This window comes from Erwinia sp. QL-Z3 (assembly GCF_004551645.1).
In the GTDB taxonomy this organism is placed as follows: Bacteria; Pseudomonadota; Gammaproteobacteria; order Enterobacterales; family Enterobacteriaceae; genus Erwinia; species Erwinia billingiae.
On the sequence record NZ_CP037950.1, the window covers coordinates 4,220,533 to 4,233,291 of the forward strand.

The following is a 12,759-nucleotide window of genomic DNA, read 5'->3' on the forward strand; positions in this document are numbered from 1 at the left end:
CATGTCAGATTGCCGAAGAGGAAACTGTGACGGGAGTGCCATGAAAGCGGGTCGGGAAGCCATCATTGTGAGGTAACGCACAACAATGGCCCGGGTAAATCAGGCCAGCTTGCTGGCCTGACGATGCTGATGCCAGAAGGTTTGCAGCAGCTGCAACGGCGTGGCCGGCTCCTGCTGATGCGCCATCAGGCTACTGATTTCACTATTCTGGCTGCTTTGCAGACAGGCGGTCATGATGGTGCCGGTAAATTCCGGATGAAACTGCACCGAAAGCGCCTGCGGGGTGTAACGGATAATCTGACAGTCATCCTGTGCGGACGCGGCCAGCACCTGCGCGCCCGGCGGCGGCTGCAGCACCGACTGACGATGGGACAGCCACGCGGAGAAGTGCGTCGGCAGCTGGCTCAGTAACGGATCGCTGGCGGAGCAGGCGTTCATCTCCAGCTGTTGCAGACCGCGTTCCCAGCCGCGTGGATTATCATCCACCCGCCCGCCCAGCGCGTAAGCCATCAGCTGATGACCGTAACAGACGCCGAGCAGCGGTAAGCCCTGCTCGACCGCGCTGCGGATCCAGGCCGCGCTGCGCTCGCTCCATTCGGCGTGATCGGTCACCATTGCCCAGGAGCCGCTCAGCACCGCGGCGGCAACGGAACCGGCATCCGGCAGGGCTTCACCCAAATCCGGGCGGATCACCACATATTCGCCCGGTTGCAGGCCCAGAGCGGCAACAAACCAGTGCTGTTGTTCACCAACGCGATCGATGACCGCGTCAGGCGGGGTTTCAAACTGAATGATGGCTAACGGAAGTGCAGAAGGCATAGCGGGAAGTTATCCTTAATGATTATCAACATGCATCTGACGACAGGGATCTGAAGATTATGATGGCATGTTGACCGCCGGCTGTCTCATCACTTTTTCTGAGGGCAGTAAAACAAATTCAGCTAACGCCCGGTGCGAAATAAATTGCCTGAGCCCGCTTAATTTAGCGGCAATTCATGCCATGATAAAAAGGTGATCACACGCACAACAGGACAGTCTCGTGGCTTTGCGGCATTTTTTTCTTATTTTACTGGTAGTGACCCTTTGGGCGTTCAATAACGTCGCGATCAAATGGGGTCTGCTCGATCTTCCCCCGCTGTTTTTAACCCTGATGCGCTTTGTGGTTGTGGCGCTGATTTTGGTCCCGTTCACCCGCGTTAACCGCGCGCAGTTGCGCTATCTGGTGCCGCTGGCGTTTACCTTTGGCTTCCTGCACTTTTCACTGCTGTTTGTTGGCATGAAATACACCGATGCCGGCACCGGCGCGATTGTGGTGCAGCTCTGTACGCCGTTTGCCATGCTGCTGGCGATGGTGATCCTGAAGGAGAAACTGTCGGTGGTGCAGATGACCGGCATTGCCGTCTCCCTGACCGGTGTGGTGGTGCTGGCCGGCAGCCCGACCATTCCTTCCTGGTGGGTGCTGTGTATCTTGCTGTGCAGCGCCGCGGGCTGGGCGATCAGCAATATGCTGGTGAAAAAATCCCCGCCGATCAAGCCGCTGACCATGACCGGCTGGCTCTGTTTCCTGGCGATCCCAATTGTCGGCCTCGCCTCCTGGGTGATGGAATCCAATCAGATCGACAGCCTGATCCACTCCAGCTGGCGCGGCTGGTTTGGCATTCTGTACAGCGCGATTTTCTCTTCGATTATCGCCTACTCGCTGTGGTACTGGCTGCTGCGCAGCTACAACGTCAATCTGATCATGCCGTATTCGCTGCTGACGCCGGTGCTGGCGGTGATTATGGGCGTGGTGGTGCTGGGCGACGAGATGAATATGTTCAAAATTATCGGCGCGCTGCTGGTGGTTGCCGGCACGGCCATCGCGGTCATTAATCTGCGTAATCTGCGCATGCACGCCCGTCTGCCAAAATTCCGCCGCCTGCGTTAACGCCAGGCAAAAAACGGCGTTCATTGCTAAGGTGATAAGCATCATCCAAGGAGGACGCAATGGACAATGGGCTTACCACACACCTCTGGCAACAGCTTTGGCACGGGCTGCGCGCTGCCAGCGATGCCGTTCCTCAGGTCACCTTCCACGGGGACGCGCAACTCTGCTCGCTGTATCCGGTCACCGAACTGGCCAGCACCAGCATCGCACTGGCGATGCAGGCTGCGGCCGATCTGATTGGCAATCCGCATCCGCTTGAGGTGAATACCGCGCTGGCTTCACGCTGGTTCCAGCACAGCTTCCGCCCGATTAATCGCCCCGCGCCTGCCTTGTGGGACCCTTTTGCCGGGGATTATCCCACCGCGGATGGCTGGATCCGCCTGCATACCAATGCGCCCCATCATCGCGCGGCGATGGAAAGCGTGCTCGGTCAGCATGCCGATCGCGCCAGCCTTGCTGCCGCCGTCAGCCAGTGGAATAACACCGCACTGGAAGACGCGGTGGTCGCCGCGGGCGGCTGTGCGGCAGAGATGCGCAGCGTGGAGGCGTGGCAGCAGCATCCGCAAGGCCAGGCCGTCAGGCGCGAAGCGTTAATCGAACAAACCTTGCAGCCCGAGGGCCCGGCACCCACCTGGCGCCTGTTCCCCGCGCGTCCGCTGCATGGCGTGCGCGTGCTGGATCTGACCCGCATCATCGCAGGCCCGGTGGCCACGCGATTTCTGGCCGGACTGGGCGCTGAGGTATTGCGGTTCGATCCGCCCGGTTGGGAAGAACCCTCGCTGGAAGAAGAGGTGACCTTGGGTAAGCGCTGCGCCAGGCTCGACCTGAAATCCGCGCAGGGACGCAAACACTTTGAAACCTTGCTGAGTCAGGCGGACGTGCTGGTGCATGGCTATCGTGCCGATGCGTTGAGCGCGCTTGGGTATGATGCGCAAACCCGGCAAAAAATGTCGCCGGGATTAGTGGACGTCAGCCTGAATGCGTGGGGATGGACCGGCCCATGGCGCAATCGCCGTGGCTTCGACAGCCTGGTGCAAATGGGATGCGGCATTGCCGACAGCGGCCGCGAGTGGAAACAGCGCGATGCGCCCTCGCCGCTGCCGGTGCAGGCGCTGGATCATGCCACCGGTTATCTGATGGCGGCCGCGGTGCTGGAAGGATTGCGCCAGCGACTGCTGCACAATACCGGCTACACCGCCCGCCTATCGCTGGCCAGAACTGCCTGCCTGTTGATCGACAATCCGTATCCAGAAAGTGAACAACCGCAGGGTTTGGGCCCGCTTAAGCCACAGGATGAAAACGTCGAGATTGAAATCACCCCGTGGGGCATGGGCTATCGCCTGCGTTCGCCAGTGTGGTTACCCGGCACCCCGTTGATCTGGTCACGAGCGGCGTCGCGGTTGGGATCGGCCAACGCGGAGTGGCAGTAACGCAGTAAAAAGCCCGCCGGTCGCTAATGGGCTACCGGCGGGCTTACGTCAGGTTATGGCTCAGGCTGGAACAGGGCTCAGACGTCCCCTTCTTCTTCCAGTTCGTCACGCATCGCCTGAATCGCTTCGCGGCTTAACGCGGCCAGCGTGCGGTAAAACGCGGTGGTGGCATGGGCTTCAACTTTGCCCAGGAACTGACCCACCCACGGCAATAAATACTCATCAAACAGCGTCACCTGCGCCTGCACTTCATCCACCGCAGACTGGTCTTCCAGCCATGAAGCGGCCAGCAGCAGCGCACCAATATGATCGGCTGGGCCTTCGCCTAACGGCATACCGCGGCTTTGCAGGAAGCCACGCACGTCGCTCTCCTGCGGGCCGTTATCCCAATGCGATCCGTACGGCGGCACTTTGCAGTCGCTGCCGACAAACAGCGCGTTATAATCCCCCGCCAGCGCCTGCGGGTCGCTGTTTTCCTGCAGGCGGATCAGCAGCTCATCCTGCTCCAGCGGCCAGTGCTGTTGCAGTTTGCCTTCACGCAACATCGTAAACAGCGGCACCAGCAACGGATCCTGCGGCTGGCGGTTGTACAGCGAGCCAAGAATACGGCAGATGATAGAGAATTCATTCATGACGGTCAGTCCATTCAGAGGTTAATTGTGACAATGTCACATATCAGCAAATTCAGCAATTTTGGTGCCGGTACGCAGCTCGAGGAAATCCAGCAAGCGGCGTGGGGTAACATTTAATACGCGATCTTCCGGGAAATCCACTTCCTTCATAATCCGCAGGCAGTGTTCGAAGTTGCCGAGGGTAAACGCAGTATGGGAATCCGATCCGCAGGAGATCCATCCGCCGGCATCGCGCACTGCCGCGACGATTGCGCGGCAGTTAGGTTCGCTGCCCGGGCGGGAATGAGTAAAGGAGGAGTTGTTTAACTCCAGCGCGACGTTATATTTCGCCGCCGCTTCGGCAATCGCCGGGATATCGACCGGGTATTTCGGGTTGCCCGGATGGCTGATGATATGCACATTGCCACTGGCCATCGCCGCAATCATCGCTTCGGTATGCGTGGCCTTATCGCGCGGGGCGAACACCGGTTCATGGAAGCCCGCCACCACGATATCCACCGATCCCATCATCGGCCCGGTGCAGTCAATATCACCGTCGGTATTCTTGATGTTAGCCTCGATGCCGCGCAGGATGCCCACGCCATCCACCACACGTGGCCAGACGCGCATATTCACAAAGTGCCAGTAGTGCGGTGCATCGGCCATATCCGGGCCGTGATCGGTGATCGCCAGCAGTTTGACGCCACAGGTTTGCGCCTGCACCACGTAGTCGCGGAGTGTGCTGTAGGCATGAGTACTGGCAACGGTATGCATATGAAGGTCAACGGGGTACATAACATTCTCCTTTAGGCTTAGGGCAAGAATAGCATTCCTGCCCCTGATTGACTTAATAACCGCGGGTCACGTCGACCAGACCGCCAGGCATTTCACCGGCTTCCAGGGTAGCGATCGATTTCGCGATAGAGTCCATAGCTTCGTCTGGCAAGGTTACAGGGGCATTATGCGGCGTGATGGCAATATCCGGATGCGTCCAGAACGGATGGGAAGTATCGAGCGGCTCACGTACGAAGACGTCCAGCGCGGCGGCTTTGACCTCACCGGCTTCGATCGCCGCCAGCAGATCGTCTTCGACCAGATGCGCGCCACGGGCGAGGTTAAGCAAGAATGCCTGCGGTTTAAGTTGGCTAAGCAAGCTGCGGTTCAGGATCCCTTCGGTCTGTGGCGTGTTGGGCAACAGGTTAATCAGCACCTGGCTGCCGGCCAGGAATTCGCCCAGCTGTTCCGCGCCATGGAAACTGGTGACACCCGGCAAGTCTTTTGGTGAACGGCTCCAGCAACGCACCGGAAAGCCCCAACTTTTCAGGCTTTCTACCACGCTCTGCCCCAGTACGCCCGCGCCCAGAATACCTATGCTGAAATCTTTGCGGCTGTAGTTAGGCAGGTGTTTCCACAGCGACTGTGCCTTCTGCTGTTGATATTCGGTGAAGCGGCGGAACCAGCCTAAAACATGGTAAACAGCGTATTCCTGCATCTGTCGGCCCATGCCGGTGTCTTCCAGGCGGAATAGCGGCACCTCTTTAGCCAGCATTTCAGGATGTTGGCGCAGCTGGCCGAGAATATCATCCACGCCCGCGCCGGGCGCGAATACTGCTCTCAGTCCTTTACGACCTTGCAGCATGGCGACAGGAGGTTGGCGCACCAGCGCGAAGTCGGCAGGCGCATCATCGCCGGGTGTCCATTGGCGGATACGGGCGTCGGGCAGGCGTTGTTGCAGGCCATCGATCCAGGTTTCTGCATTAAATGACGGATGGTAAAAAATGATATCCACGTTTGCTCTCCTGTTTTTTCTCAAGGCTCGGGGAAAACAGCGCGTCTGGCAAGCAAAAATTGTTGCGATACCAATAGTATCGCGATGAAGTATTCGTCAGGATCGGCAATGGACGTATGGGGTTATTAACAGCGGATAGGCCGTTTCGTTATGGTTAGTGGGGATTTTGGTGATTTAAGCAGCAAACTGCTGCAAAACTGGCTAAACGCGCAGAAAAGTGGAGAAAGGGAGTTGACCGCGGCAGCGCTTTTGCCTACATTAGCGCCCGTCAGCAACCATGTTGCGACAACAATATGGTGAGGTGTCCGAGTGGCTGAAGGAGCACGCCTGGAAAGTGTGTATACGGCAACGTATCGAGGGTTCGAACCCCTCTCTCACCACCATTTTTGAAGAAGAGTCTGAACTTACGTTCAGACTTTTTTTTTGCCTGAAGTTAGGGTAAGTCGTCTGCTAACTGTGGTAGCAGGTCAGGGAGAGAAGGTTGAACGCAAAGTCGCCGTGAACCCATCCCTGGGGGCTCAGCGGCGACATCCCTGTCGCCGAAGACTCGCTATCAACCTTCTCTCCCTTCCCCTAAGCTTCAGTATCGAATGCTTGATTGTGGACACACAGGTCAAAACCCTCTTCGATGCATTCCTTTGATTTGTGCGTCCACCAGTCCACCCATCGACACCAATGCTATAAGGTGGCGGCTCAGAGCGCCTTAGCCGAGTGTCTGCGGCAGGGATGCCGCAGCCAAGCCTCCAGGGATGGATTCACGGCGTCTCGGATAAGGCGCTCTGTGCCGACGCCGTGCCACCCAACCCGGTGTTGACCTCCGCAATGTCGACGCCGTGCCACCCGACCCGGTTTTGCCTCGTGCGTCCACCAGTCCACCCACCGACACCAATGCTATGAGGTGGCGGCACAGAGCGCCTTAGCCGAGTGTCTGCGGCAGGGATGCCGCAGCCAAGCCTCCAGGGATGGATTCACGGCGCCTCGGATAAGGCGCTCTATGTCGACGCCCTACCACCCGACCCGGTGTTGACCTCAGTAATGCCGACGCCGTGCCACCCAACCCGATGTTGACCTTAAGCCACTCCCTTCCCTCGCGATATGCTTTCCCATCCGGCGACGGCGATCATCACCACTGTTGTTAATCCGTTAATCATCAGCCTGTCGGTGATAAAACAAACCGGTAACAGCGCCAACAGAGCCACCAACCCGGCAATGTGCGAAAGCGGGAAACGCCGGTACACCATCGTTTTATAAATGCCGTTTGCGGCCAGATAGGCGGCGGGACCCAATAACAAAACCGCTATTGCGCTGGCATCCATATGCCCGTCGGGATGGACGATCACCAACTCGTTCGCCACCGCACAAACGATAATCGCACCGACCAATACCACATGCACATAATGATAACAGGCCCCCATTTGTCCCGGGTTTTCCGACTGCTGGATCGCATGACTGCCCGCTTTACTGCTGGAGTCAAAATAGACCCACCACATCGCCAGACTGCCAAGAAATGCCACCAATGAGGCAATGATCACCGGCGCATCCCAACGCTCCAGCTCACTCAATGTCGCACCAGTGATCAGAATGGTCTCCCCTAGCGCCACAATCACAAACAGCTGACTGCGCTCCGCCAGATGATGGCCCTCAATCGTCCACTCGCTGGACGTATTTGAACGCCCTAACACCGGCAACCAGAAACCTATCATCGGCGAAATGTAGGTACAGGCAATGGCGATCGCCCACCACACCATCCGCGCATTCCCCTCTACAAGACCGCCAATCAGCCAAAACACCGCGGAAATTACCATCCAGCCTAAGATGCGCTGAAAGTTACGTTGTAACAGATGATTGTCCGGCAACCAGAACAGCGTCACCGCCGCACGGCCAACCTGCATTGCAATGTAGAATAAGGCAAACACCAATCCCCTTTCGCCAAAGGCTTCAGGCAAGGCTGAAGATGCAAACAGCCCCAGCAACATAATGGCGAACAACAACAGACGGATTTGCCGGGTTTCCGGATCGAACCAGTTGGTGACCCAGGCGGTATATTGCCAGGCCAGCCAGACGGCAAACCACAGCAACAGCGTCTGCAACGCGCCGACCAGCGTCAGATGATGCAGCAAATAGTGGGAAAGTTGGGTAACGGCGAAGACGTAAATCAGATCGAACAGTAATTCAGAAAACGACACGGTGGCGCCCTGACCATCGCGTACACGTAACAAGCTCTGCCGCATGACATTATTCCTGAAGGGGAGTCGCTGATTCAGCTTAGCGAAGCTCCCCCAGGCTAACCAGAAAAAGTTACTGGATTTCCATCGCCGATTTCAGCGTGTAGAACAGATCGGTCTGATCGGTCAGCCCGACAACGTTAGCCGCATGTGGACCGTAAGCAGCAATACGCAACTGCGTGCCGGTGTGGCCCTGAGAATCCTCCTCAGAATTGCCGTAACTGAGGGTCATAACCCCCCCCTCTTTGGTCTTCAGCGTTTGCGTCAGGCCAGGCGCTTTGCTGTCATTGGCAACGATCTGGCTGGAGTGCGCATGGTCAGCCGTCACAATCACCAGCGTGTTACCGTCTTTACGGGCAAACTCCAGCGCCCTCTGTACCGCCTCGTCCAGATCGACCGTCTCACCAATCTGACCACATGGGTTGGCAGCGTGATCCTGCTTATCTATCGACGCGCCTTCAACCTGCAGGAAAAAGCCATTCTGGTCCTTGCTCAACAACGCAATTGCTTTGTCGGTCATCTGCGCCAACGTCGGCGTGGTTGCCGGACGTTCGGCATTCACTTCACAACTTATCGCCTTGTCTTCACCGTTGCCGTGCCAGGTCGCTTTCGGCCCTTTCCAACGTACCGGCATGTTGCCCTGAGCAAACAGACCTAACACCGGTTTGTCCTGATTCGCCTCGGTAATGGCCGTCATGCCGTTAAGATCGCTGACCCACTGATAACCCCGCAGCTTAGCCTGCTCTTCCAGCGTCTTGCCTTGCCACTCGCCGGCTTTCGCGGTTTCGCTGAAGGTTTTACCGCCGCCGCCGAGCGTCACATCCGCACGGGCATTCAGCAGCTGCTCAGCAATCGATCCCCTGCCGCCTTTTTCTAACGCATTACTGGCGCATAGCTCGCTGGTTTTTTCCGGGCCATAACACTTACGCGAAGTGACATGGGCGATCTGCGCCGCTGGCGTCGCATCTTCCAGCTCAGCGGTTGAGACGTTGCCCGTTGCTTTACCCGCCGCTTTCGCCATTTCCATAATGGTTGGATGATCGTTGCCGTTAACGTCCACGCCGATTGCGCCGTTATACGATTTCACCCCGGTGCTCCACGCGGTGGCTGATGCGGCAGAGTCAGTGACGTAATCCGGTTTATGGGTTTTCTTGTCCAGCGCGTAATGCGTGTATTGCCCGGTTAGCGGCAGCGCATCAATCCCTTTAAAAAAGCCGCCCGCGCCCTCGGCATAGTTACGTGCTGCGGTAATTTCAGAGTCGCCCATGCCATCGCCAATCAACAGGATTACGTTTTTGGCTTTATTGCTGTTCAGCGAGGCTTTCAGCGCGTCGGTCTGGTCGCCGGTCAGTCGACGGGCACCGCCAGGCTGGGTGATATCGCCCTGCGCGGCACGGGTGTAAGTGGCGATATCGGCGATGGCGGAGGAAGAGATAACAGAGGCAACCAAAGACAGGGTAAACAGGCTTTTAACGTTCATAAACTCAAGGCTCCATGAGTAAGTTTTGCTAAACATTTCAGGGAGCCAGTCTGCGACACAACCATGACATTTTTGTGTTTAGTTGATGTCAGTTTTATGACCTGATTTCTGTGAACTTTCTGGATAAATCAGTGAGTGAATTGAGGATAAGCTGATAGAAGCAAAGAAAATTCTGCTTGACCACTTCCCTGCGACTGCCTATAGTAGCGCCCCGTCGCCCCTCTGGGACGCAGCAGTAAAAATATGGTGAGGTGTCCGAGTGGCTGAAGGAGCACGCCTGGAAAGTGTGTATACGGCAACGTATCGAGGGTTCGAACCCCTCTCTCACCACCATATTTAAAGAAGAGTCTGAACTTACGTTCAGACTTTTTTTTTGCATAAAATTCAGGAGAGAGGGGTGAGAAGCCTCGACAGGGTTCGACAAAACGGCAGGACAGCCGTTTTGCACAGCTCTGCTGCCCGAAGGGCGAGGCACAGGGATGTGCCTCGTGATCCCCCTCTCTCACCACCATATTCGAAGAGGAGTCTGAATTCACGTTCAGACTTTTTTTTTGCAAAAAATTCAGCACATATTCCCGTTCAGGCTTTTTATTTGCATAAAAAAGCCCGGACTTTCATCCGGGCTCGGTTCAGCTAGTCAGATTCTTAGCCGTAAGCGAGAAGCGTACGCTGGCAGAGCTGTGAACGTACGCAATCTTCTTTCTCGAAACGCACCACGCTGACCATGTCGTCGTCCTCAAAGCGAGATAGCGCATCGCTGAGACCCGACTTCACATGGGACGGCAAATCACACTGTGTGATATCGCCGTTCACAATCACGGTGACGTTTTCCCCAAGGCGTGTCAGAAACATCTTCATCTGGGCGGCGGTGACGTTTTGCGCCTCATCAAGGATCACCACGGCATTTTCAAACGTTCGTCCACGCATATAAGCGAAGGGAGCGATCTCCACTTTGCCAATTTCGGGACGCAGACAATACTGCATAAAGGAAGAGCCCAGACGTTTAACCAGAACGTCATACACTGGCCGGAAGTACGGAGCGAATTTTTCTGAGATATCTCCAGGGAGGAATCCCAAATCCTCATCCGCCTGCAACACCGGACGCGTAACAATAATCCTGTCAACATCCTTATGAATCAGGGCCTCAGCCGCTTTCGCTGCGCTGATCCAGGTTTTACCGCAACCGGCTTCGCCTGTGGCAAAGATCAGTTGTTTGCTTTCTATGGCTTTAAGATAGTGCGCCTGAGCTTCATTTCGGGCTTCAATCGGGGAATGGTCACGGGTATCACGCGCCATGCCAATTGACTCTAACCCACCCATCTGCACCAGCGAGGTGACCGATTCTTCTTCACGCTGACGGTGACTGCGTGAATCGCTACGAAGCACACGTTTTGCTTCACGACGCGCTTTGATCACTGCTTTCTGTCTTCCCATAGTGGCACCTTACAGTTGGTTTCATTTCCCGCACCTGCAAATCGATGCGATTACGTGAACGCTTTAGAGGTTTCGGTGGCTTCCTTTTAAGCCTTGTCTGGCCATTGTGTTAGCGCATAGCCGTGTTTGAGCGCAGCTGTGCACCGGTTTGAAAAAGAAAGAAGTTGGCCGTTAGAATATAAGAGAGAAGAGAAAGTTGAAGCGGGAGTAGCGCCCTCGCATGGAGCCGCGAAACTTTGTTTATGGTACATCTGTCCGTTACAACACTTTACCATTCGCGATCTCCGTGGTGGACATGTCAACACTTTAAACACCCGCTGTTAATAAGGTGCTACAGATCTCAGGATCAATGCAACATCTATTTTACGTCTGACGTAACATTTTATCGGTTAATAGCTCGCACCCTGGCTGTGAGAAATTAAATAACGATGCAATTCAACGAGATGGATTTTTCTTACGGGTTTTTCTGAATCGATAATTGCACTGGGAGGAGTAAAAAGGGGGGAAAAAAACAACTGATTAAAAAATAACCTCCCGCTTCACAACGAAGCAGAAGGTTCTTTAATGAAACTATCAGGCTTCCAGCAAAGACTGCCCAAGATAATGCTTATCATCCTGGACACCGGGTAGCACAAAGAAATATCCCCCGCCAATCGGCTTGATATATTCCTCGAGGGCTTCACCGTTCAGTCTTTTTTGCACGCTGAGAAAACCTTTTTCTAAATCATGCTGATAACAAACAAACAACAGGCCCATTTCCAGCTGACCCGCGTTTGATACCCCCGCCGAATAGCTGTAGCCGCGACGCAGCATTAAATTGCTCTGCGTTTCAGGCGTACGGGGATTTGCCAGACGTATATGGGCATCCAGCGGCGTGACGTTGCCATCAGGATCGCTGGCATAGTCAGGCACATCATGCTCGTTCTGCATCCCTAACGGCGCACCGCTGTGCTTCACGCGACCAAAGATCGTCTCCTGCTCGCGCAGTGGCGTGCGGTCCCAGAACTCAACGTGGAACTGGATTATCCTCGCCGCCTGATAGCTGCCGCCCACGGTCCAGGCCGGTTCGCCCTGCCCGGCGGTGACCCACAGAATCGAGTCCATCAGCGGCTGGTTGGTGGTATCCGGATTCGCCGTACCGTCCTTGAAGCCCAACAGATTGATTGGCGTCTCCTTGCCCTTGCTACGCGCAGCATGGTCAGAGATAAAACCTTCACGACGCCAGCGCACGCTAAGCAGATCCGGCGAATGCTTGATGATATCGCGCAGGGCATGGATCACCGTGTCATTGGTGTTGGCACAGATTTGCAGCAGCAGATCGCCGTGACACAGACGGGCATCCAACGCATCGTTAGGAAAACGCGTCATTGCCTGTAATTTCACCGGCTTGTGCGCCTGTAACCCATAGCGCTCGTCAAACAGCGAATGCCCCACCGACACCGTAATGGTCAGATTATCCGGGTAAATATCATCTCCCAGAATGCCGGAATCCATTGGCGGTAAGCGTGGATTGGTCACCAGCGGCGCTTTGCCGCCTTTGGTCAGGAAGGCAATGCGATCGTTGAGCAAGCGGAACAGCCGTTGCAAATCCGCTTTGTCGGTCGCCAAAACGTCAAAGGCCACGATCATCATCGCAGCCTGTTGAGGTGTGGTTACGCCCGCCTGATGCAGACCATAGAACGGCTGTGCCTCCTGTCTTGCCGAAGGCGACAAGGCGCCTGGCGAGAAGGATTTATCATCCGGTGCCGCATGCACCGGACAGCCACCACTTACAGCAAAGGCCCCCCCAAGGATGCCCATGCCTTTTAATAAACGACGACGCGACGGCAGTGCCGCGTCATCCACAGATTTTGCCATTTACAG

Annotated in this window: 10 protein-coding genes and 2 tRNA genes; 4 read left to right on the forward strand and 8 right to left on the reverse strand. The window is 55.9% G+C overall.

What is annotated here, in order from left to right:
• Nucleotides 1–99 precede the first annotated feature (99 nt).
• Nucleotides 100–819 carry a glutamine amidotransferase gene (locus E2F51_RS20165; protein WP_053143987.1) on the reverse strand — a complete coding sequence of 240 codons (720 nt, stop codon included), beginning with the start codon at nucleotides 817–819 and terminating at the stop codon, nucleotides 100–102.
• Between the two features lie 220 nt (nucleotides 820–1,039).
• Between E2F51_RS20165 and E2F51_RS20170 the strand changes: the two genes are divergently transcribed.
• Nucleotides 1,040–1,927 (forward strand): DMT family transporter, encoded by an 888-nt coding sequence (locus E2F51_RS20170; RefSeq protein ID WP_134824365.1) that lies wholly within the window; start codon nucleotides 1,040–1,042, stop codon nucleotides 1,925–1,927.
• 59 nt (nucleotides 1,928–1,986) lie between these two features.
• Nucleotides 1,987–3,357: a CoA transferase gene (locus tag E2F51_RS20175; RefSeq protein WP_134824366.1), complete on the forward strand. Its 1,371-nt coding sequence runs from the start codon at nucleotides 1,987–1,989 to the stop codon at nucleotides 3,355–3,357.
• Nucleotides 3,358–3,434: 77 nt separating this feature from the next.
• Here the strand turns inward: E2F51_RS20175 and E2F51_RS20180 are convergent, their stop codons facing one another.
• From E2F51_RS20180 to ghrA, 3 genes are read right to left on the reverse strand one after another with little or no spacing between them, the layout of a single operon-like run.
• The gene (locus tag E2F51_RS20180; RefSeq protein WP_134824367.1) at nucleotides 3,435–3,989 is read right to left on the reverse strand and encodes a molecular chaperone; all 555 of its coding nucleotides are present in this window, start codon (nucleotides 3,987–3,989) and stop codon (nucleotides 3,435–3,437) included.
• Between the two features lie 36 nt (nucleotides 3,990–4,025).
• Nucleotides 4,026–4,763, reverse strand: a complete 738-nt coding sequence (locus tag E2F51_RS20185; protein ID WP_013202635.1) for a phosphatase — start codon at nucleotides 4,761–4,763, stop codon at nucleotides 4,026–4,028.
• Between the two features lie 52 nt (nucleotides 4,764–4,815).
• Nucleotides 4,816–5,757 carry a glyoxylate/hydroxypyruvate reductase GhrA gene (ghrA, locus tag E2F51_RS20190; protein ID WP_134824368.1) on the reverse strand — a complete coding sequence of 314 codons (942 nt, stop codon included), beginning with the start codon at nucleotides 5,755–5,757 and terminating at the stop codon, nucleotides 4,816–4,818.
• A gap of 295 nt (nucleotides 5,758–6,052) precedes the next feature.
• On the opposite strand from ghrA, the gene E2F51_RS20195 reads away from it, so the two are divergent.
• Nucleotides 6,053–6,140: transfer RNA gene (locus E2F51_RS20195), tRNA-Ser, on the forward strand.
• Between the two features lie 687 nt (nucleotides 6,141–6,827).
• Here E2F51_RS20195 and E2F51_RS20200 read toward each other — a convergent pair.
• Nucleotides 6,828–7,988 (reverse strand): low temperature requirement protein A, encoded by a 1,161-nt coding sequence (locus tag E2F51_RS20200; protein ID WP_134824369.1) that lies wholly within the window; start codon nucleotides 7,986–7,988, stop codon nucleotides 6,828–6,830.
• A gap of 67 nt (nucleotides 7,989–8,055) precedes the next feature.
• The gene (gene phoA / locus E2F51_RS20205; RefSeq protein WP_134824370.1) at nucleotides 8,056–9,462 is read right to left on the reverse strand and encodes an alkaline phosphatase; all 1,407 of its coding nucleotides are present in this window, start codon (nucleotides 9,460–9,462) and stop codon (nucleotides 8,056–8,058) included.
• Nucleotides 9,463–9,707: 245 nt separating this feature from the next.
• Between phoA and E2F51_RS20210 the strand changes: the two genes are divergently transcribed.
• A tRNA-Ser gene (locus E2F51_RS20210) sits at nucleotides 9,708–9,795 on the forward strand.
• 312 nt (nucleotides 9,796–10,107) lie between these two features.
• Here the strand turns inward: E2F51_RS20210 and phoH are convergent.
• Nucleotides 10,108–10,896 (reverse strand): phosphate starvation-inducible protein PhoH, encoded by a 789-nt coding sequence (gene phoH / locus E2F51_RS20215; protein ID WP_013202639.1) that lies wholly within the window; start codon nucleotides 10,894–10,896, stop codon nucleotides 10,108–10,110.
• A gap of 573 nt (nucleotides 10,897–11,469) precedes the next feature.
• Nucleotides 11,470–12,753, reverse strand: a complete 1,284-nt coding sequence (gene efeB, locus E2F51_RS20220; protein WP_134824371.1) for an iron uptake transporter deferrochelatase/peroxidase subunit — start codon at nucleotides 12,751–12,753, stop codon at nucleotides 11,470–11,472.
• Nucleotides 12,754–12,759: the final 6 nt, after the last annotated feature.

Bases quoted from the DNA above. Each gene is read 5' to 3' on its own strand.
- E2F51_RS20165 (WP_053143987.1), bottom strand. From the start codon at position 819: ATGCCTTCTGCACTTCCGTTAGCCATCATTCAGTTTGAAACCCCGCCT.
- E2F51_RS20175 (WP_134824366.1), top strand. From the start codon at position 1,987: ATGGACAATGGGCTTACCACACACCTCTGGCAACAGCTTTGGCACGGG.
- E2F51_RS20180 (WP_134824367.1), bottom strand. From the start codon at position 3,989: ATGAATGAATTCTCTATCATCTGCCGTATTCTTGGCTCGCTGTACAAC.
- E2F51_RS20185 (WP_013202635.1), bottom strand. From the start codon at position 4,763: ATGTACCCCGTTGACCTTCATATGCATACCGTTGCCAGTACTCATGCC.
- E2F51_RS20200 (WP_134824369.1), bottom strand. From the start codon at position 7,988: ATGCGGCAGAGCTTGTTACGTGTACGCGATGGTCAGGGCGCCACCGTG.
- phoA (WP_134824370.1), bottom strand. From the start codon at position 9,462: ATGAACGTTAAAAGCCTGTTTACCCTGTCTTTGGTTGCCTCTGTTATC.
- phoH (WP_013202639.1), bottom strand. From the start codon at position 10,896: ATGGGAAGACAGAAAGCAGTGATCAAAGCGCGTCGTGAAGCAAAACGT.
- efeB (WP_134824371.1), bottom strand. From the start codon at position 12,753: ATGGCAAAATCTGTGGATGACGCGGCACTGCCGTCGCGTCGTCGTTTA.